Origin of the sequence: Anabaena sp. FACHB-595 (assembly GCF_048568275.1) — a bacterium.
GTDB lineage: Bacteria > Cyanobacteriota > Cyanobacteriia > Cyanobacteriales > Nostocaceae > Trichormus.
In genome coordinates, this window is sequence record NZ_CP183473.1 from 1696741 (window position 1) to 1717054 (window position 20314).

Annotated in this window: 18 protein-coding genes and 2 pseudogenes; 12 read left to right on the forward strand and 8 right to left on the reverse strand. The window is 41.0% G+C overall.

Going from position 1 to position 20314, the window contains the following annotated elements:
• Positions 1–61: 61 nt before the first annotated feature.
• The 3 genes and pseudogenes from ACN222_RS07150 to ACN222_RS07160 form a co-directional block, all read right to left on the reverse strand.
• Positions 62–388 (reverse strand): Mo-dependent nitrogenase C-terminal domain-containing protein, encoded by a 327-nt coding sequence (locus ACN222_RS07150; protein WP_010995611.1) that lies wholly within the window; start codon positions 386–388, stop codon positions 62–64.
• Positions 389–665: 277 nt separating this feature from the next.
• Complete coding sequence (gene nifK, locus ACN222_RS07155) at positions 666–2204, reverse strand: nitrogenase molybdenum-iron protein subunit beta (RefSeq protein WP_010995612.1); 1539 nt, start codon at positions 2202–2204, stop codon at positions 666–668.
• Between the two features lie 199 nt (positions 2205–2403).
• Positions 2404–2553 (reverse strand): annotated as a pseudogene (locus tag ACN222_RS07160) (nitrogenase molybdenum-iron protein subunit alpha); the annotation flags it as partial.
• Positions 2554–2663: 110 nt separating this feature from the next.
• On the opposite strand from ACN222_RS07160, the gene ACN222_RS07165 reads away from it, so the two are divergent.
• The 3 genes from ACN222_RS07165 (at position 2664) to ACN222_RS07175 (ending at position 6158) form a co-directional block, all read left to right on the forward strand.
• Positions 2664–4082 carry a site-specific integrase gene (locus ACN222_RS07165; RefSeq protein ID WP_010995614.1) on the forward strand — a complete coding sequence of 473 codons (1419 nt, stop codon included), beginning with the start codon at positions 2664–2666 and terminating at the stop codon, positions 4080–4082.
• A 166-nt stretch (positions 4083–4248) separates the two neighbouring features.
• The gene (locus ACN222_RS07170; protein WP_126987556.1) at positions 4249–5298 is read left to right on the forward strand and encodes a DUF4145 domain-containing protein; all 1050 of its coding nucleotides are present in this window, start codon (positions 4249–4251) and stop codon (positions 5296–5298) included.
• A gap of 299 nt (positions 5299–5597) precedes the next feature.
• Entirely contained in the window at positions 5598–6158 is a 561-nt protein-coding gene (locus tag ACN222_RS07175) for a Uma2 family endonuclease (RefSeq protein WP_010995616.1), read from the forward strand.
• Positions 6159–6185: 27 nt separating this feature from the next.
• Here ACN222_RS07175 and ACN222_RS07180 read toward each other — a convergent pair.
• A pseudogene (locus tag ACN222_RS07180) lies at positions 6186–6752 on the reverse strand (Uma2 family endonuclease).
• A 68-nt stretch (positions 6753–6820) separates the two neighbouring features.
• On the opposite strand from ACN222_RS07180, the gene ACN222_RS07185 reads away from it, so the two are divergent.
• The 8 genes from ACN222_RS07185 (at position 6821) to ACN222_RS07220 (ending at position 13343) form a co-directional block, all read left to right on the forward strand.
• Positions 6821–7651, forward strand: a complete 831-nt coding sequence (locus ACN222_RS07185) for a hypothetical protein (protein WP_010995619.1) — start codon at positions 6821–6823, stop codon at positions 7649–7651.
• A 262-nt stretch (positions 7652–7913) separates the two neighbouring features.
• On the forward strand, positions 7914–9068 hold the full coding sequence (locus ACN222_RS07190; protein ID WP_010995620.1) for an alpha/beta hydrolase: 1155 nt from the start codon (positions 7914–7916) through the stop codon (positions 9066–9068).
• Positions 9069–9429: 361 nt separating this feature from the next.
• Positions 9430–10008, forward strand: a complete 579-nt coding sequence (locus ACN222_RS07195; RefSeq protein ID WP_010995621.1) for a hypothetical protein — start codon at positions 9430–9432, stop codon at positions 10006–10008.
• Between the two features lie 28 nt (positions 10009–10036).
• On the forward strand, positions 10037–11416 hold the full coding sequence (locus ACN222_RS07200) for a cytochrome P450 (protein ID WP_010995622.1): 1380 nt from the start codon (positions 10037–10039) through the stop codon (positions 11414–11416).
• A gap of 254 nt (positions 11417–11670) precedes the next feature.
• A complete protein-coding gene (locus tag ACN222_RS07205) occupies positions 11671–11868 on the forward strand; it encodes a hypothetical protein (RefSeq protein WP_126987559.1) in 198 nt (65 codons plus the stop codon).
• A gap of 730 nt (positions 11869–12598) precedes the next feature.
• Entirely contained in the window at positions 12599–12856 is a 258-nt protein-coding gene (locus ACN222_RS07210; RefSeq protein WP_126987563.1) for a hypothetical protein, read from the forward strand.
• 26 nt (positions 12857–12882) lie between these two features.
• On the forward strand, positions 12883–13086 hold the full coding sequence (locus ACN222_RS07215) for a hypothetical protein (RefSeq protein ID WP_010995624.1): 204 nt from the start codon (positions 12883–12885) through the stop codon (positions 13084–13086).
• 26 nt (positions 13087–13112) lie between these two features.
• Positions 13113–13343, forward strand: a complete 231-nt coding sequence (locus ACN222_RS07220; RefSeq protein ID WP_010995625.1) for an HNH endonuclease signature motif containing protein — start codon at positions 13113–13115, stop codon at positions 13341–13343.
• 400 nt (positions 13344–13743) lie between these two features.
• Here the strand turns inward: ACN222_RS07220 and nifD are convergent, their stop codons facing one another.
• The 4 genes from nifD to nifS all read right to left on the reverse strand — a co-directional run bounded on the left by nifD (position 13744) and on the right by nifS (position 18660).
• Complete coding sequence (gene nifD / locus ACN222_RS07225; protein WP_044520961.1) at positions 13744–15186, reverse strand: nitrogenase molybdenum-iron protein alpha chain; 1443 nt, start codon at positions 15184–15186, stop codon at positions 13744–13746.
• Between the two features lie 132 nt (positions 15187–15318).
• A complete protein-coding gene (gene nifH / locus ACN222_RS07230; RefSeq protein WP_010995626.1) occupies positions 15319–16206 on the reverse strand; it encodes a nitrogenase iron protein in 888 nt (295 codons plus the stop codon).
• Between the two features lie 217 nt (positions 16207–16423).
• Positions 16424–17326 carry a Fe-S cluster assembly protein NifU gene (gene nifU / locus ACN222_RS07235; protein WP_010995627.1) on the reverse strand — a complete coding sequence of 301 codons (903 nt, stop codon included), beginning with the start codon at positions 17324–17326 and terminating at the stop codon, positions 16424–16426.
• A 131-nt stretch (positions 17327–17457) separates the two neighbouring features.
• Positions 17458–18660, reverse strand: coding sequence for a cysteine desulfurase NifS (gene nifS, locus ACN222_RS07240; protein WP_010995628.1), 1203 nt, complete (start codon positions 18658–18660; stop codon positions 17458–17460).
• Between the two features lie 109 nt (positions 18661–18769).
• On the opposite strand from nifS, the gene xisF reads away from it, so the two are divergent.
• The gene (gene xisF / locus ACN222_RS07245) at positions 18770–20314 is read left to right on the forward strand and encodes a fdxN element excision recombinase XisF (RefSeq protein WP_010995629.1); all 1545 of its coding nucleotides are present in this window, start codon (positions 18770–18772) and stop codon (positions 20312–20314) included.

Here is a 20314-nt window from a genome sequence, read left to right on the forward strand (position 1 = left end):
AGATAACACAAAAAGCAAGAGAAAATCTTTTCCCTAGCCCCTAGTTCCTAACTTCTAACCTCTAGCAAATGTACTTTGTGATATCCTCTCCACATTCATCAGCTAGATAAGATAAAGCGCGAAAACGCAATCCTACAAATTCGTCATACAAAGGATTGAGTTTACAGAATGCTGGAATATGGATCGTCCGCCCAAATAAATTAATGTCTCGCTCAAAAGGACAACAGCAAGGAATTACCTGGCAAACAAGATGAGCGAAACGAGCATTTTTAACCGGAAAATTATCAACCCAACCACGCAAAGGACGAAGTACATCAAATGCACCTGGTTTCTTATAGTTTGGTGGATGGAAATTAGGATGATGCTGATGAGTGTGAGTTGATGACATACTAAGGAACTTAAAATGAATAGAGTATTTAGACGGGTGTAGGGGTATAGGGGTGTAGGGGTATAGGGGAGAAACAAACAATTGATTTGTAGCTATTTCATTGTCTTGTTTAATTTATTCCCTTACACTCCTACCCCCTTACACCCTCACACCCAAACTGATGATTAGATATTGGGTACTGGGGACTGGAAGGGACTGGGAAGATAATATTCCTAGTACCCAATACCCAATCCCCAGTCCCTAAGTTCTACCTTTCAATGGCACGCTGCATTAATTTCTAGCGGATCAAGTCAAAGGAGATATCGGTCTTACCAGTGATGTTGGTGCTGCGATCCATTTCATCCAACAGGGTGTTAACAACCCAGTTGAGGATATTTAGACCACCTTGGTAGCCGAGGGTAGAATAGCGGTGTAAGTGGTGGCGATCGAAGAGAGGATAACCAATCCGCACCATTGGGATGCTGGTATCGCGCCACAGGTACTTACCGTAGGAGTTACCGATGAAGAAGTCTACAGGCTCGGTGAACAACAAGGAACGGAAGTGCCACAAGTCTTTTTGAATCCAGACTTTAGCTTCTTTACCAAATGGGCTAGCAGCGAGGATAGCTTCCATTTCTTTCTTGAAGGTGTCATCACCGTTGTTGCAGAGGATGTGTACTGGTTCAGCACCCATTTCTAACAAGAAGCTGGTGATGGAGATGATCAAATCTGGATCGCCGTAGATAGCGAACTTCTTACCATGAATCCAAGCGTAGGAGTCAGTGATAGCATCAACTAAACGACCGCGTTCGATTTCCAATTCTTCAGGAATAGCTTTACCGGTCAATTCAGAAACAGCAGTCAAGAACTCGTCAGTACCCTTAACACCGAAGGGGCGCAATACTTGTGTTTCTTGCTTCCACTGGGTTTTGATGTATTCGCGGGTCTTAGGTGTGGTGTAAGCTTGGAGAGCAACAGTTGCTTTAGCGTTGATAGAATCAGCCGCATCTTCCAGCTTTGTACCACCTGGGTACATTTCGTATTCACCCATGTTAGGTGAATCAAAGTAGTCGCTGCTGTCAGACAGGATGGTGTAGTCAACACCCATTACACCCATCATCCGCTTCAATTCGCGGTTGTTACCTACATAGGTATCAAAACCAGGAATGAAGTTAATTTTGCCGTTGCTGGTAGCTTTCTTCTTACCTTCTGTCAAGTTAGACAGAATACCCTTCATCATGTTGTCGTAGCCAGTGATGTGGGAACCAACAAAGCTAGGTGTGTGAGCAAAGGGTACGGGGAAATCTTGAGGAATAGAACCAGCGTTCTTGGAGTTGGTGATGAACGCGCCCAAGTCATCTCCGATAACTTCCGCCATACAGGTGGTGCAAACAGCAATCATCTTAGGCTTGTACAGTTGGTATGAAACCTGCATACCTTCGATCATGTTGTTCAAACCACCGAATACTGCTGCATCTTCTGTCATGGAAGAAGATACTGCGGAGCAAGGCTCTTTGTAGTGACGGCTGAGGTGTGTACGGAAGTAAGCAACGCAACCTTGAGAACCTTGTACGAAAGGTAGAGTACCTTCAAAACCCAAAGCAGCGAACATCGCGCCTACAGGTTGGCAACCTTTAGCAGGGTTAACGGTTAAAGCTTCACGAGCGAAGTTCTTTTCCCGGTAGTCCCAAGATTTTGTCCATTCAGACACTCTTTCAACTTCTTCAGGAGGATGAGCGCCTTCAAAGTTCTTTCTCTTGTTTTCAAATAGCTCGGTGTATTCTGGCTGTTTGAATAGATCAACGTGGTCTACAGTTCTTTCTGGATTCTGAGGCATTGTTGTATCTCTCTACGCTTGCTGGTTGGTTTGTAAGTGATGAGTGAGGATAGCCTGGGAGGTTCACTCCCCCTCAAGGTAGTAACGAGTGATGAATCATGAATAATGAATAAAAATCTTCATCCAGCATTCAGCATTCACCATTCTTCCCTGGGTTCCTGGGGCAACAACCCCAGGCTATCCCTCTATTTACCTGGAATTAGGCAGCAGCCTTAGCCTTTGCAGCCGCTTTCTTCCAAGGAGCGCCAATCAAGCTCCAAGTTGGGCTGTTGAGGGCTAAATCCATGTCACGGGCGAAGATAGCGAATCCGTCGTAACCGTGATAAGGGCCGGAGTAATCCTTTTTGTGGTTTAATGGCTTTCAACAGCTTAATGTTTGCACTGAGCAGTGTTAGTGATGAACATTGTTTGCTGATAACACATTAATTTTTAGGCTAAATATAGGCTAATACCACAGCGATGCAAAATCAGGGTCAAGACAAATATCAACAAGCCTTTGCAGACTTAGAGCCACTTTCATCTACCGACGGCAGTTTTCTCGGCTCAAGTCTGCAAGCACAGCAGCAAAGAGAACACATGAGAACAAAAGTACTACAAGACCTAGACAAGGTAAATCTGCGTTTGAAGTCTGCAAAGACGAAAGTCTCAGTTCGAGAATCTAACGGAAGTCTGCAATTACGAGCAACGTTACCAATTAAACCTGGAGATAAGGACACCAACGGTACAGGCAGAAAGCAATACAATCTCAGCTTGAATATCCCTGCAAACTTGGATGGACTGAAGACGGCTGAGGAAGAAGCTTATGAATTAGGTAAATTAATCGCTCGGAAAACCTTTGAATGGAATGATAAATATTTAGGCAAAGAAGCCACTAAAAAAGATTCACAAACAATAGGTGATTTACTAGAAAAATTTGCAGAAGAGTATTTTAAAACCCATAAACGCACCACTAAAAGCGAACATACCTTTTTTTACTATTTTTCCCGCACCCAACGATATACCAATTCCAAAGATTTAGCAACGGCGGAAAATCTCATCAATTCAATTGAGCAAATCGATAAAGAATGGGCGAGATATAATGCCGCCAGAGCCATATCAGCTTTTTGCATAACATTCAATATAGAAATTGATTTGTCCCAGTATTCCAAAATGCCTGATCGCAATTCGCGCAACATCCCCACAGATGCAGAAATACTATCAGGAATTACCAAATTTGAAGACTATCTAGTTACCAGAGGAAATCAAGTTAATGAAGATGTAAAAGATAGCTGGCAACTTTGGCGCTGGACATATGGAATGTTAGCAGTTTTTGGTTTACGCCCCAGGGAAATTTTTATTAACCCTAATATTGATTGGTGGTTAAGCAAAGAGAATATAGACCTCACATGGAAAGTAGACAAAGAATGTAAAACTGGTGAAAGACAAGCATTACCCTTACATAAAGAATGGATTGATGAGTTTGATTTAAGAAATCCGAAATATTTAGAAATGCTGGCAACAGCAATTAGTAAAAAAGATAAAACAAATCATGCTGAAATAACAGCCTTAACTCAGCGTATTAGTTGGTGGTTTCGGAAAGTCGAATTAGATTTTAAACCCTATGATTTACGTCACGCCTGGGCAATTAGAGCGCATATTTTAGGCATACCAATCAAAGCGGCGGCTGATAATTTGGGGCATAGTATGCAGGTTCATACACAAACCTATCAGCGCTGGTTCTCGCTAGATATGCGGAAGTTAGCGATTAATCAGGCTTTGACTAAGAGGAATGAATTTGAGGTGATTAGGGAGGAGAATGCTAAATTGCAGATAGAAAATGAAAGGTTGAGGATGGAAATTGAGAAGTTAAAGATGGAAATAGCTTATAAGAATAGTTGAATTTTATAAAAATAATCTGCTCAATGCTTACAGTAAAAAAAGCTTTAAATAATATTTAAAAAAAATACAATCATAAAATATGAGTAATTAATATCTTAAAAGTATTTTATATTGAGCAAGGTAAGTATAATGAATAAAAGAGATTCTTATATTTTAGTATTAATCTTTGTTTAAAGAGATAAATAAAGAATTTATGAGTACTGTTGGAATTTTTGGGGGAAGAGGTACTTCAGAAGAAAGCCATCTTCAGAATGCTAGATGCCAATATATGGTTCTTGATGAGGTAGATGTTGCAATAACGAATGAATACCGTCGCTTTAAATTTCTCATTTTTCCATCACGATTATTTACATTTGCTAGGATATGTGCTAATGCAATTAATAATAATATAGCTTTTCCAACTTGCATGGAGCGATTTTTGGAACGTGGAGGACGCATCCTTTTTTGTCCTCCATCTCAACTACCAACTGACTATTGGTACCATGAAGAACGTACTTGCTTACTAATAAACTGGTTACCAGTTGGAACTTTAAAGTTACATCAAGGCTCTAGACGTAAACAAACAGTCTCTATTCAAGTACAACAGCCCGATCACCCTATTTGTAACGACCTTACGGGCAAAGAGAAAGTTGATCTGTATAGTTACTTTTCATTTGAGGGAATATTGAACGCTGAGGTGCTTATTTCGAGCAGAAGAGGTACACCTTTAATCACCACAATACCATTTGGTGCAGGATTTGTTCTTGTTAGTGCTATAGACTTGCCCTTTCTCCACCCAGATTTTCCTAGTAGTGATGCTACAAGCCTATTTCATAACATTCTTCATTGGGGTCAAGAAGTTCCTAGTATAGCCGTCACTTTTAATTCATTAGTAACGCGTGTCTTAACTCATGTAGGGAGTCATGAAGCTCACCTTATGGAAAGGGCGGATCAAGCAATATTAGCATGTCGGTATAGCGAAGCTTGCGACTACGCATTCAGAGCATTCGAGAGAATTTTACGTTTTAAGGCTGGAAGTACAAAAACATTAAATGACGCTATTGATCAACTTTTTCCAAAAACAAGTTCACAAAATAGTTTTTGTCATGGAGTAAGAATTACACGTAATGCATCCGCTCATGGTACTCGTTTACCAGAGGAAGTTACTATTGAGGAAACTGAATGTTTATTCAGTTCAATAAAATTTATTCTTTCTGGATTGTTAGCAGATCCGTAGTTATGTTTGTATCTCTAATGATGTGAGCATACTGATTTAGTAGCAAGTAGCAATTAGGGTGCGTCAGCTTGGATATACATTTCATCATGAATATTAATTAACGCTGACGCACCCTACAGAATAATTTTTGAGAAGAAAGTGTTAGCGTAATTTACCGTAGGTATCACCCCAAAAAAAACAAGCATAAAGTTGCAGATATATCCACAGGTGATCGCGTAAACAGCTGATCGCAACAACATAAAATACAATAAAACATAATACACACAAAGCCTGTTATTCCCTTTTGTGAGGCAGTCTTAATGGTACAGACCCCATCCAAACCCATCACATTAGACGAGTTCCTGAAATTACCAGCAACAGAACCCGCCAGTGAATATATAGAAGGTAAGATTATCCAAAAACCTATGCCGCAAGGAAAGCACAGTGCAATTCAAGGCGAATTTGTACCTGTTATTAATAGTGTAGTTAAACCTCAACGTATCGCTCGTGCTTTTCCTGAACTGCGTTGTACATTTGTCGGTCGTTCAACTGTACCTGATATTTCCGTCTTTATTTGGAGTCGGATTCCCCGTGAAGAGAATGGGGAAATTGCTAATAATTTTTCTATTGCTCCCGATTGGACAATTGAAATTTTATCACCTGACCAAAGTCAGACGAAAGTAACCAAAAATATCCTGCATTGTTTGAAACATGGTACTCAAATGGGTTGGTTAATTGACCCCGATGAGCAAACTGTATTTGTTTACCATCCTCAACAAGAAACTGAAGTATTTGATGAGCCAGATGCACTCATAGCTGTACCATCATTTGCGAGTGAACTTCAATTGACTATTCAAGATTTGTTTAGTTGGTTGCTGTAGTGAAAGTTATCACTTTTCTAAGTTATTTTAATCGAAAATTACACCGCAATAAATTTCGGCGATCGCCAACTCTTTAGCAACTGATTCCAAGAAAATAGAACCCTCCAACCCGTTAAATTCACTCAGTAACCAGCCTTGGGTTTGCTTGCTGTAACGTTCCACGAACGGCTCATCCTGCTCGATTAATAAATATTCCCTAAAAATCTGAATTGTCTGATACATCCGAAACTTGCTTTGGCGATCGTAATCTGCGGTAGATGGAGATAAGACTTCAACAATTAAAATAGGATTTAACACTTCATCTAGTCGAGCCTCATTCAGTTGTGGTTCACCTGCAAAAACCATCACATCGAGATATAATCCCCGTCGATATTCAGGAATCCACAGTCGCAAATCGCTGTTAATTGGCTCGAATTGAGTATCTCACAGCACAGAGGTAAGATAAGTCAAAATATTTCGACTAATACGACTATGTTTGAGAGTTCCTCCAGGCATAGGCACTATTTCCCCATCTCGATATTCGCTGCGTCTTTCTGCTTTTTCCTCAAGAGCGCGATATTCATCCAAACTGTAGCGGCGCTTAGTAGAAACCATAGGTCGTAGCCCATCACGTCGGCTTTAGCACAACAATAACATTTTGTCACAGATTTAGTGACAATTTTATGCTGAGAATAAAATGCGGCAGTACGAAAGAAAGTAACTATAGCAGTTGTATTCCTCTCAATATTAAGAATACTGTGATATTACGTAGGTGCGTTTTCCGTTCTCCTGATTACAATTGTGAGATTATTTATCTTTTTATATTGGACAAGGGAGAAAACTGTGAAATGGCTCTTACGGAAAAGATTATTGAATTAGTCCTTGATAAAGTTTTGCTTGGTGGCATTGTTTTGGTAGCAGGTCACTGGCTTAACAAAAGGTTTGAGATATTTAAGAATGAAACTAATGAAAAGTATTACCAAAGGCAGCTAATTGCTGAACTGGAAAATCAACAGAAGCAACAAGTTTCTGAGCTAGAGAATGAGATTGCCATAGCTAGGCACAACGCAGAGATTAACTTGATAGAAAGACAAATATCTGAGTTTTACTGGCCTATATACTTGAGACTAGAAAAAGATAATGTCATGTGGAAGCGCATCAAGTCTTTAAGTCCTGAACAAAATGTTTTACCGGAAGCGGCGAGTGACGCTATAGAAAAAGAATTTATCCTGAAAAATCATCAAGAAATGGTTGAAATTATAGAATCCAAAATTCATTTAGCGGAAAATGCTAATAACAGCAAAGACTTGATTAATGAACTATTAAAATATATCAAACACGTCGCGGTATACAAAACAATTCGCTCTGTTAAAGAACTGCAAACAATTAATCCAGTTGATTTAAATGAGCCTTTTCCTGACAAGCTTTTTCCCATGATTGAAAGTAACTTTCGGGAATTGCAGAATAGGTATGAGTATCTTAAAAATGTTAAATTTGGAGAACTTAAGAAATAACTCAATTCAAAATTCCAAATAAAAACTATATTCCCTTGTGGGTGGAGTTTTTGTCAGTGACACGGTTGATCCGCGATCGCCTACAACCAACCAGATGTCATTGCCTAACTCGTCTTTTTATGAATTTTGGTAGTCTTTATTTTTAAATAGGTCTCAAAAAACTACTATTATTATGTAATTACCGTAATAATTGCTTGCAAAATTTATTATTTATTACAAGCTTAAGCATTTATACTGACAAAAACGCCTTTAATTTAAAAATATGCAAATACGCTTTTTTGCTACCAACCGCGATCGCCAAAATCTAGGTCTCAATGTTGACCGTGATACACGCATTAAATTACTAAAATTTGGTTATCACTGGGTTGATATGAAAAAATATATGGCTCACTATTTGGCGACTACTGATCCTTCAACTATGCCACCAGGAGTAATTATTGAAGATTCTGAGGAGACTGTATTTAACAAGTTTCTCAAAAAAGAGGCCGTAAAACACATTATCATTGGCACTCATGGTTACAATGTTCCTTTTCATGGGGCATTAACTTCTTTTTCGATTTTGGCAGACACCCTTAAGGGAGCCTTAAAAAAGCATAATTTTACTTTGATTGCTGATCCAGAAGAAAAGATAGATATCGACAACTCCAACCAAAATTTAATCGCTTTTGTCGGATTTTCCTGGCCTTCCAATGGCAAAGTTTTAGATTACAATTCGGATCGTACTGAGTGTGTACAATCTGCCCCAGCCTTAGCTAATCTGATCAGTTATATTCGCACTAAAAAACCTGACATTAAAATCTACGTCATAGCTCACAGTATGGGCAGTTACCTTGTTTGCCATATGTTGGAACAGCTAGTTAACCAAGCCTTTGAGCCAACAGAATTGAATGAGGAGATTAAAAACAGATTAAAACGAAAAGATAGAGGCGGAGAAAATACTTTTTTTGTCGATCGCTATTTTATGTTAGCTCCTGATGTGGAACGTCGGGAAGTGACCAAGTGTGATCTAGGCGGATCTGAATATACAGGCCCGTTTTACTCTGGTCTGGAACACCTGGTTCAAGAAAGTCATGTATTCTACTCTCGCTACGATAATGCACTAAAAGCCTCAGTAGTTGAAAAAGACGCAATTCGTGAGTCATTGCAGAAAGGATTCGAGTTATTCACCGGCCCCGACTTGCAAAAACGTTGGGAGAGCAGCCTTGGTCTCAACCCCTTACCAGCTTTAGCTCCCAATAATGTCTACAGTCATAATGCAACAGTGTTGACTAATCGACAAATCGACCATGGAGACTATTTCGATGCTCCCGCAATCATAGATCAAATCGCCAATATCATATCTGAAGCAAATACTAGTCGCATTCCTGAGCTTCCCTGGCGTTTTTCTGAGTCAAGCGATCGCCCTCTAATAGAGTAAAATTTGAGATGCAAAAATTAACGTCGGCTCAATAGCTCATGGCGATGACCTTCGGCTGTCGGGGACTATCGCATCAGAGATAATTAATCATGTCTGCATACATAACTTAAAAGCTCATGAAAACATGGTTCCGGTATGTGTTGATATCGAATGCAATCTTCAATTTGTTTGGAGCAGTCATGTTTGCAATTCTTTGCGATCACTTTTATCTACTGGCTGTTTCAAACCAGTCAAAAAACTTAGCTATCGCCAAATAGACAATTTGCTACTATTAAAAAAATTGAGAATTGCCTACAATCCAAATTAGGTAATAAACTCCGATCGGAGACCATCGCCAGAATAGCAGATTTGCAAAAACACTATGGCAAAACGCAAGAAAAGCAATCTCCAGTGGATTAAAGAAACTCTCGACTTAAAACCAGACCATCGTTGGGAAGCGCCAGATGGCTACAGAATATTTGTAGCTAATCGCGGGGCTGTTCGCTTCAACGTCCCTCAAGACTGGTTTTTTGAGCCACAGGAAAAATCCTTCAAATTCAGCGATAAAAAACCACCCAAAGATGATTGCGCGTTGGAAGTGTCTTTTAATCAACTTCCTCCCAACGACTGGACTCTGTTTCCCCTCAAATCCACCTTGAGGAAAGTAGTAGAAGACGACGGCCGTGATGTGATTGAGAAAGGAGAAATCATTAGCCTCAAGCGCCAAACTGCCAAAATTGTCTGGACAGAACTCAAATTTATCGATACCCAAGAAGAACCACGGGAAGCTTTTTCGCGGATTTGCATTGGTTTGGGGTCAAATGTGCAATGTTTGATTACATTCGAGTTTTGGGCTGATCAAGCAGAGCAAATGACACCTGTTTGGGATGAAGTCATGCGATCGCTTACACTAGGTCTGTATATCCGTGACCCAAGCACTGGTTTGGCTTTCCCCGACTGAGCCACAGTTAATAATCAGGGTAAATATTATGTTGACTCAATTACCAAATCCTATTAGTGTCCCTTCATGGTGGCAACTTATCAATTGGATTGCTGATCCGATTGGATTTCAGAAAAAATATAGTAAAAAGTATGGCAACATTTTTTCCATGCAGCTTGCTGGAATCGGCTCTTTCGTAATTTTAGGGGAGCCTCAAGCTCTTCAAGAAATTTTCACCCAAGATTCTAGATTTGATGTTGGTCGGGGAAATACACTTGCAGAGCCTCTCATTGGGCGAACTTCTCTTATGTTAATGGATGGCGATCGCCATCGACGAGAACGAAAATTATTAATGCCCCCCTTTCATGGAGAAAGGCTACAAGCTTATGCTCAACAAATCTGCTTAATTACCAACCAGATCGCCAGCGAATGGCAAATTGGGCAACCTTTTGTTGCTAGGTCTGCCATGCAGAAACTGAGTCTAGAGGTGATTATACAAATTGTCTTTGGTTTAGCTGACGGAGAACGCTATCAACAAATAAAGCCTCTATTCACAGATTGGCTGAATATGACTGATTCTCCCTTACGCTCCAGTATGCTTTTTCTAAAGTCCCTACAAAAAGATTGGGGAACCTGGACTCCTTGGGGACAGATGAAACATAAACAACGTTCTATTTATGATCTACTCCAAGCAGAAATAGAAGAGAAAAGAACAAAGGAAAATGAGCAGCGCGGTGATGTTCTAAGTTTGATGATGGCAGCACGAGATGAAAATGGGCAAGCCATGACAGACGAGGAACTAAAAGATGAATTGCTAACAATTTTATTTGCTGGACATGAAACTACCGCAACCACAATAGCGTGGGCTTTCTATCAAATTTTAAAAAATGTAAATGTGCAGGAAAAATTACAGCAGGAACTCGACAGATTGGGAGCAAACCCTAACCCAATGGAAATTGCCCAGCTTCCTTACCTAACAGCAGTTTCTCAAGAAACTCTGCGGATGTATCCAGTCTTACCAACACTTTTTCCACGCATTACCAAATCATCTATAAATATTGCCGGATACCAATTGGAACCTGACACAACCTTAATGGCGAGTATATACCTCATACATTACCGGGAAGACTTGTATCCTAATCCTCAACAATTTCGACCAGAACGTTTTATAGAACGGCAATATTCTCCTTCAGAATACATTCCTTTTGGTGGTGGAAGTCGTCGCTGTTTGGGATATGCTCTAGCTCTGTTAGAAATAAAATTGGTTATTGCAACAGTTCTATCAAATTATCAACTTGCTCTAGCGGAAGATAAACCTGTTAACGTGCAACGACGTGGATTTACCCTGGCTCCAGATGGTGGAGTTAGGGTAATAATGACTGGCAAAAAATCATTGAAATTTGAGCAAAGTAGCAAGATTTTCAACTGAAGATTTGACAGTATTTCATATTGAGCTTATTTAGAAGCGTCAAGGCGAATTAAGTTAGTATTGATTAACCCATAGAATACTAATTATTGAGCATATAGATACAATAACTTATGACTCTATCTGAGATACTTCCTGCTGTTCGGAGACTTTCCACAACAGAAAAACTCAAGCAGACTTCGCAGCAGTCAAGTTAGTGTCTGCATGGGTGCGTAGTCCGAATGCACCTCTAATTCTTGGTCAAACCAACTTTTTTATTGAGTTCGACGTTTGCTTTTACCGTTCCCAGTTTGAGTTTGAAGTACAACCAAAGTCCTCAACAGCAAGCTAACAATCATTGGGCTCGGACTAATTTGCGATCGCCATCACTGTGTCTTTTATACCTTGGCGTAGCTTACCATAGCGATCGCGTAGCTAATCAAGGTAATTGCATTCTTTTTATGACGATAAGATAAATTATCAGTCACGCCATTAGAGTTAATAGGAGCGCAAAATGACGGAGAATGATCAGGCAATCAGCCAAATACGTCAAATTCGCCACATGATATCTGAGGAAAATGAACACAACCCTCAGAAACTGGTGAATTACTACATCCAACTCCAGAAGTAATATCCTCACCTCATACAATATAATCCACAGACAGAACTTTTAAAATCGTCACCACAAAAAGGTATTGAAGCCTAAATACGCAAGTAATCTGTAAAGTCTGCCAAGTTGTAAAAAATTTTATTGCATTAGCGTAGTTTACTGTAGCGATCGCCTAGCTAATCAAGATAATTGCATTCTGTTGATGACGATAAGATAAATTATCAGTGATGGGAACAACTACTTAAGCTTACCGTAGGTATCGCTAACTTTAGCCATTAGTGCGTTAGCGGAGCTTACCGTAGGTATCGCCAGCCCATCAAGCTAATTCAATCATATAAAAATCCAAGGTTTTTTATGTGCTTACATAAATGCGCTTACACAAATTTTATCTAAAATATGAATGTATTATTTAATACTTTATTTTTTTGGCTATAACTTTAGCTAATGCTCGCAAGAAATCTATATAATCTAGATTTGTGTTTAACTTGTTTACGTAATAATACTACTACAAGCAATCTTAAATTGGTGCTAAATTAAAACAATACTTTAATACTACTGAGAGGCAGTTGTTAGTGATACCAGAAGGGACAGTGGTTGTGGAAGCAAACGTCAGACTGACTGTCAAAATCTTAAAAGATGGCGATCAGGTTTTAAATGTCTGGTACTGCAATTCAAGTTATTTTGTCGCCATCCGACAAAATAATGGAGAGGTTTGTGTGTATTCTGTAACCTTAGATGAAGAAAAGATTCCAAGACTAAGCAAAACTCCGCCTTTGAAAGTCACATTTGGTGAAGGTGAGGTAGAAGCCATTATAAGTTCAGAAGATGGAGATATTAAAGTAACGACTGACTAAGCAGGAACTTCAAACACAAATATATTATGGCAAAAAATTCAGACAGAAATCGAGCTATTAACGCAAAAATTGACAATTTGACTGCTGAAGAGCAAGAAAAACTCAGCGACGCTATAAGGAAAGCTAAAAGAAGTATTGCTCCAAATGCCAGATCCACAGTTGTTGAATACGAGCAAGGTAAGTTACCTTCTTCTCAATCTCAAAATCAACTTGAAGGACAGAACGATTAAAGTAAGAATTTGAGAAATAACATTTTATGACACAAAAAAGACCTTACGAACATCGAAAAGCACAAAAACAAGTCAAGAATTTAGAATCTTATCAATGTATGGTTTGCTGGGAGGTTAACTCCAAAGCTAATGGTCATCACTTAATTCCCTATAGTGAAGGAGGTTCTGCTGATATTCAAAACATGATGACTCTTTGTCCTTCATGTCATACAAAGTATCATAAAGGTGAACTAAAAATCGATATTCATAGATTTTGATATTGACTAACAAAGCTCAGTATCTTAAGTTTATTATTCGCAATTTATATCAATAGTTGTGTTGAAGAGACTCACAACTCTATTGTAGAGGATGTTTTTAGCATCCTCTAATTTTACATTTCTTTTCTATCCTTGAATAACTTTAATTATTTTCTATATAGTAGCTGGAATATAGATTTTCTGTCGCATACCTCATCGCATACTTCCTAGTCTTAGTGATTCAAAGCGATCGCCTAACCGACCCACATTAATCTAAAATAATAACAATTAAAATAGTCTTTTATTTTACAATTTTCATATACCCCAAATCTAACCAAAACCCAAAAACCAGACCCAATAACAGTTATATTGTCTTAAGCCGCAAAAATGTATTGTTCCCAGATAACCCTACAACCTGTATTTAGGCTAAAAATAGACTCTTTTTTCTCCCCTCACAAAAAAACCTTACCTCATCTGACATCTGCACCCCGTCGCCAAGTTCGGAGTAATCCCAAGAGTGCATTTGACGGAAGGGAAGACCCATCTTTTGGAAGACGTACTTCTCTTTAATACCAGAAGCAATTAAATCAGGCTTCTTAGCTTTTACGAACTCTTCAAATTCGTAGGCGGTAACGTCATCGTAAATGATGGTGGCGTTATCGATGTAGTGGGTGGTACGTTTGTAATCGTCATTGTGAGCGAATTCATAGCCAGTACCAACTACTTTGATACCCAGGTCTTCAAAAGCGGGAACAACGTGGCGAGGACGTAGACCACCTACGTACAACATTACGGTGTTACCTTCCAAGCGAGGGCGGTATTTATCTAGTACAGCATTCATTACTGGTGTGTACTTAGCAATTACCTTCTCAGCGTTTTCTTGAATCTTAGAATCAAACTTAGCTGCGATTTCACGTAAAGAAGCAGCAATCTTGGTGGGGCCGAAGAAGTTGAACTCCATCCAAGGCATACCGTATTGTTCTTCCAAACTACGGCAGATGTAGTTCATAGAACGGTAGCAGTGGATGAGGACTAACTTAGCAGCAGGGCCTTGGATCAACTCGTTGAGTGTACCATCACCAGACCACTGAGCTACTACACGTAAGCCCATTTCTTCCAACAGCATCCGGCTGGCCCAAGCGTCACCACCGATGTTGTAGTCACCGATTAGAGCTACATCATAGGGGCTTGGCTCGAAGTCAAGTCTGTTTTCTTTCTTGAGCTTGTCGTATTCTGGGAAAATCCAGTCACGGATAGCGTCGTTAGCGATGTGGTGTCCTAAGGACTGAGACACACCACGGAAACCTTCGCAACGTAAGGGTACAACAGGCTTACCAATTTGCTTAGAAGTTTTCTTAGCAACAGCTTCGATGTCATCCCCAATTAGACCAATGGGACATTCAGATTGAATGGAAACACCACGGTTGAGAGGGAAAAGAACATCGAGTTCTTCAATGAGTTTAGTGAGTTTTTTGTCACCACCGAACACGATGTCACGTTCTTGGAAGTCTGAGGTGAAGTGCATGGTACCGAAAGAGTTGATACCAGTTACACCAACGTAGTAGTTACGACGACCAGACCAAGACCAGTAACCGCAACCTACAGGCCCGTGGCTGATGTGGATCATGTCCTTAATAGGACCCCAAACCACACCCTTAGAACCTGCATAAGCACAACCACGGGCGGTCATTACACCAGGAACGGATTTGATGTTAGACTTAACGCCGCAATCAGACTTGTTTTCTTCGTGGACGTTGAGGTGTTTTTCGCGCTTTTTGCGAGATTTTTCGGGATAAGCTTTCAGAACTTCTTGAATAAGTTCCTTATTTTCATCTACAAGATTCTTGTTTTCAGGAGGTGTCATATCTGCCTCAGTGACTCTTACGAATGGGGGAATAGAAGTATATTTGGGAGAGTGAGGAGTCGGGAAGGGAGAGTGGGAAGAGGAATTGCTTCCTCATCTTCCTGTCTCCGTGTCTCCTAATTACGGCATGACCTATTTGGTAGCTTCTGCGGGCTTACCGATGATTTCAGAGTGCTTGGTGTCGTCGTCTAATAGACCGTATTCGATCAACAGAGCTTCTAGTTCATCCATTTCCATTGGTGTAGGAATGGTGAGCTTGTCGTTGTTGATGATCTTCTTAGCTAATGCGCGGTACTCTTGACCTTGGTTGCTGTCTGGTGCGTACTCGTTAACGGTCATACGGCGCAATTCTGCGTGTTGAACGATGTTGTCACGAGGTACGAAGTGAATCATTTGGGTGTTCAAACGTTCAGCCAAGTTCATGATTAACTCGTCTTCACGGTCAACCTTACGGCTGTTACAGATCAAACCACCTAAACGTACACCACCGGAGTGAGCATATTTCAAAATACCGCGAGCGATGTTGTTAGCAGCATACATCGCCATCATTTCACCAGAGGTAACGATGTAGATTTCTTGTGCTTTACCTTCACGGATAGGCATAGCGAAACCACCACATACAACGTCACCCAATACGTCGTAGGATACGAAGTCTAGGTCTTGGTAAGCGCCGTTTTCTTCTAAGAAGTTAATGGCGGTGATGATACCACGACCGGCGCAACCTACACCGGGTTCTGGACCACCAGATTCTACGCACTTAACGCCACGGAAACCGGTCAACATTACTTCGTGGAGTTCTAAGTCTTCTACTGCACCGCGTTCAGCAGCTAAGTGTAGTACGGTGGTTTGAGCTTTGGAGTGAAGCATCAGACGGGTGGAGTCAGCTTTAGGGTCGCAACCTACAATCATGATGCGTTGACCCATTTCTGCCATAGCTGCAAGGGTGTTTTGGGAGGTGGTAGATTTACCGATACCGCCTTTACCGTAGAAAGCTATCTGTCTAATGTTTTCGTCAGTCATTGTTCTCTTTTCCTGCAATTGGTTGGTTAGTTGGTCGGTCTTTGTGTTTGGATCTCACGCCTGTTGAGCTATGGCTGTGAGGGGTTTGTAGAACGTCGCCGAAGAGGGGGCGATCGCTCCACAGAAAAACCAGTAGAATTAGTGTTCATGATGGGTTCGTTATGTAGTTGTGAAAGTTCTTTTGGGTGTTAGTTAACGGTTTACTGTTAACTGTTAACTAAACTGCTTCTACTACTAGGCTGGGGTTGATGCGATCGCGTAATCTGGATTCAATCGCTATCTTTAAGGTGGCTGTACTACTAGAACAAGAGCCACACGCCCCTTGCAGTACTACTTTGACAATATCGCCGTCTACATCGTAGAGTTCTACATCTCCGCCGTCGGCAATCAATACGGGTCTTACTTCTTCGTCTAATACTTTTTGGATGAGGGCTATCTTCTGCACGTTGGTTAACGGTCGTTTCTGCCCAGAATTAGGAATATTTGTAGGTTTACTTCCGCCTTTATTGTTGAGGTTTGTTGCGGCTTTGTTTTCCTTTACATCTTTAATGATATCATCAATTTTAGCTAAACAGGAACCGCAACCGCCGCCAGCTTTAATGTAATTTGTGACCTGTTCCGCATCAGTAAGGTCATTTTCGATAACTATGCGACGTACCTTATTTTCACTCACACCGAAGCAAGTACAAACTAATGCACCTTCGTCATCTTCATCATGGGCGGCGAGAGGAATACCGCGATAATTATAGATAGCAGCTTCCAAAGCTTCCTGCCCCATAACAGAGCAGTGCATTTTGGCTTCTGGCAAGCCACCGAGGTAATCAGCAATGTCTTTATTAGAAACTTTCAGGGCTTCATCTAAAGTCAAACCCTTAATCATTTCTGTCAAAGCGCTAGAGGAAGCGATCGCACTGGTGCAGCCAAAAGTTTGGAAGCGAGAGTCAACAATCTTATCGGATTCTACTTCTACCTTGATGTGCAGTCTCAGCGCATCACCGCAAGCAATACTCCCTACTTCTCCTGTAGCAACCTTCACGCCAGGTTCGCCGTTTTCTTCGATGACTCCCTGATTCTTGGGATCGTAAAACAGTTCTAATACTTTATCTGTGTAGTCCCACATATTTAGTTCCGAGTGCTTAATAATTATTGCTGAATGGGGGATTGGGTACTGGGGGCTGGGTACTGGGAATTGGGAATTATAGATATTTTTTCCCTCTGCTCCCTGCCCCTCAGCTTCTTCCTATTCCCTAATTAACGATGTGCCAATGTCTGTTCTTGGGCTTGCAACCAACCCGCTTCATCATTTTTAAAGGGGGAAAGGGCGCGGAGACGTTCGACAATTTCGGGCATGACTTCGATGACGCGATCGATTTGAGCCTCTGTAGTGTAGCGACAAAGACTGAAGCGAATCGAACCGTGGAGGGTGGTGTATGGTAAACCCATTGCCCGGAGGACGTGGGATGGTTCCAGCGACCCAGAGGTACAAGCCGAACCAGACGACGCACAGATGCCATATTTGTTCAAGGAGAGCAGAATCGCTTCGCCTTCGATGTATTTGAAGCCGATGTTGGTGGTGTTGGGCAATCTCTGCGTAATATCGCCGTTAACTTCGCAGTCAGGGATTTTAGCGAGTAAGGTTTGTTCTAGGCGATCGCGCAGCCTTGTTTCTTTTTTAATCGCTGTTTCGATATGAATTAATTCTAACTCTGCGGCTTTTCCTAAACCGACAATTCCCGGTACATTTTCTGTTCCTGCACGACGACCACGTTCTTGGTGTCCACCAATCAGCAAGGGACGGAATCTCACACCTCGACGCACATACAAAGCGCCAATACCCTTGGGTGCATGGATTTTGTGACCAGATATGGTTAACATATCGATGGTGCTGGTTTTCATATTCAGAGGTATCTTACCTACTGCTTGCACCGCATCCACATGGAAGATTGCGCCACGTTCCTTAACTCGCTTCCCAATTTCTTCAATGGGGAAGACTGTCCCGGTTTCGTTGTTCGCATACATAATTGTCACCAAGGCGGTGTTACCTGTCAGTGAGGCTTCTAGTTCATCTAGATCCAATTGCCCGTGACTATTTACGGAAAGATAGGTAACAGTGTAGCCTTGGGTTTCTAATTGCTTGCAGACATTTAAGACTGCGGGGTGTTCTACCTGAGTTGTAATGATGTGGCGCTTCTCAGGTTGGGCTAACAATGCGGCGCGAATAGCCGCATTATCACCCTCGGTTCCACAACTGGTAAAAACAATTTCTGATTCATCCGCACCCAACAGGGCAGCAACTTGTTCTCTCGCTGTTCTGACTGCCTTTCCTAGTTGTCCACCAAAGGTGTGCATACTAGAAGGATTGCCGTAATAATCGGTCAGGTAGGGCATGATTGCCTCTACAACGTCTGGATCTACCTTAGTGGTAGCATTATTATCGAGATAAATAACACTCATCTTTATACCCCTAAGATTTCACCCTGATGCTTTTGTAGCTGTTCGGAAAATTTCTGAGAATAGAAGTATCTGCTATCAAATATAATGAAAGTCGTGTCTATGGGTTGTTATGGAAAATTGGGGTTACGCGAGAGTGAGCGGTGAGGAACAGCAAACAGATAAAGGTGCGTTGCGTAAACAAATAGAACGCTTGCGTAATGCTGGATGTTCAAAAGTGTACTGGGATATTCAATCGCGGACAACTGAAGTCAGAGAAGGGCTACAACAATTAATTAATGACTTAAAGACATCTTCAACAGGTAAGGTAAAATCACTGCAATTTACCCGCATTGATCGCATCGGCTCATCATCGCGGTTGTTTTATTCATTGTTAGAGGTATTACGTTCCAAGGGAATTAAACTGATAGCCTTAGATCAAGGCGTTGACCCAGACAGCCTTGGCGGGGAACTAACAATTGATATGTTACTGGCTGCTGCCAAATTTGAGGTAAGAATGGTGACGGAGAGGTTAAAAAGCGAACGTCGTCATAGGGTGAACCAAGGAAAAAGTCACCGAGTTGCCCCATTAGGATACCGCATAGATAAAGATAAATATATACGCGATCGCTCACCATGTGTTTGCTTACTAGAAGGACGCAGAGAATTAACGGTGTCTGACTTAGCCCAGTATATTTTTCACACTTTTTTTGAGTGCGGTTCCGTTGCTGCTACTGTGCGTAAGCTGCACTCAGATTTTGGTATAGAAACAAAAGTTCTGAATTGGAACAAGCTAGAAAAATCTTCCCGGATTGTTGGCGACGACGACTTAGATAAAATTGCATTTACACCAAATAAAACTAACCACCCCTTGCGTTATCCCTGGTCTGGGCTAAGATGGTCAATCCCTGGTTTAAAAGCGTTATTAGTTAACCCTGTTTACGCCGGGGGTTTGCCCTTTGATACTTACGTTAAATCAAAAGGAAAACGCAAGCATTTTGACGAGTGGAAAGTAAAATGGGGAACCCACGACGATGAGGCAATCATTACCTGTGAGGAACATGAAAGAATAAAACAGATGATTCGAGACAATCGCAATAATCGATGGGCTGCAAGAGAAGAAAACGAAGTAAACCCATTTTCTAATTTACTTAAATGTACCCATTGCGGCGGCTCAATGACACGCCACGCCAAACGTGTAGATAAGAGTGGACAAGCTATCTATTATTATCAGTGCCGATTGTATAAAGCTGGCAACTGTAGCAATAAAAATATGATTTCATCCAAAATATTAGATATCCAAGTAATGGATTTATTGGCACAAGAAGCCGAACGTTTAGCAAATTTGGTGGAAACAGATGAGCCGCTTATTGTAGAAGAACCCCCAGAAGTAAAAACGCTGCGCGCATCCCTGAATAGTCTGGAAACATTGCCAGCAAGTTCAGCAATTGAACAAATTAAAAATGACCTCAAAGAACAGATTGCGATCGCACTAGGAGCAACCAATAATGCTTCTAAACAATCTCTGATTGCCAAGGAAAGAATTATACAAGCTTTTGCTCATAAAAGTTACTGGCAAGGACTAAACGCTCAAGATAAACGAGCAATCCTCAATGGTTGCGTAAAAAAAATCTCCGTAGATGGTAACTTTGTTACAGCTATTGAGTATCGTTACTAG

What these genes read in the sequence shown, in the direction of transcription:
- ACN222_RS07150 (WP_010995611.1), bottom strand. Translation starts at nt 388, where the DNA reads ATGTCATCAACTCACACTCATCAGCATCATCCTAATTTCCATCCACCA.
- nifK (WP_010995612.1), bottom strand. Translation starts at nt 2,204, where the DNA reads ATGCCTCAGAATCCAGAAAGAACTGTAGACCACGTTGATCTATTCAAA.
- ACN222_RS07165 (WP_010995614.1), top strand. Translation starts at nt 2,664, where the DNA reads ATGCAAAATCAGGGTCAAGACAAATATCAACAAGCCTTTGCAGACTTA.
- ACN222_RS07175 (WP_010995616.1), top strand. Translation starts at nt 5,598, where the DNA reads ATGGTACAGACCCCATCCAAACCCATCACATTAGACGAGTTCCTGAAA.
- ACN222_RS07185 (WP_010995619.1), top strand. Translation starts at nt 6,821, where the DNA reads ATGCTGAGAATAAAATGCGGCAGTACGAAAGAAAGTAACTATAGCAGT.
- ACN222_RS07190 (WP_010995620.1), top strand. Translation starts at nt 7,914, where the DNA reads ATGCAAATACGCTTTTTTGCTACCAACCGCGATCGCCAAAATCTAGGT.
- ACN222_RS07195 (WP_010995621.1), top strand. Translation starts at nt 9,430, where the DNA reads ATGGCAAAACGCAAGAAAAGCAATCTCCAGTGGATTAAAGAAACTCTC.
- ACN222_RS07200 (WP_010995622.1), top strand. Translation starts at nt 10,037, where the DNA reads ATGTTGACTCAATTACCAAATCCTATTAGTGTCCCTTCATGGTGGCAA.
- ACN222_RS07215 (WP_010995624.1), top strand. Translation starts at nt 12,883, where the DNA reads ATGGCAAAAAATTCAGACAGAAATCGAGCTATTAACGCAAAAATTGAC.
- ACN222_RS07220 (WP_010995625.1), top strand. Translation starts at nt 13,113, where the DNA reads ATGACACAAAAAAGACCTTACGAACATCGAAAAGCACAAAAACAAGTC.
- nifD (WP_044520961.1), bottom strand. Translation starts at nt 15,186, where the DNA reads ATGACACCTCCTGAAAACAAGAATCTTGTAGATGAAAATAAGGAACTT.
- nifH (WP_010995626.1), bottom strand. Translation starts at nt 16,206, where the DNA reads ATGACTGACGAAAACATTAGACAGATAGCTTTCTACGGTAAAGGCGGT.
- nifU (WP_010995627.1), bottom strand. Translation starts at nt 17,326, where the DNA reads ATGTGGGACTACACAGATAAAGTATTAGAACTGTTTTACGATCCCAAG.
- nifS (WP_010995628.1), bottom strand. Translation starts at nt 18,660, where the DNA reads ATGAGTGTTATTTATCTCGATAATAATGCTACCACTAAGGTAGATCCA.
- xisF (WP_010995629.1), top strand. Translation starts at nt 18,770, where the DNA reads ATGGAAAATTGGGGTTACGCGAGAGTGAGCGGTGAGGAACAGCAAACA.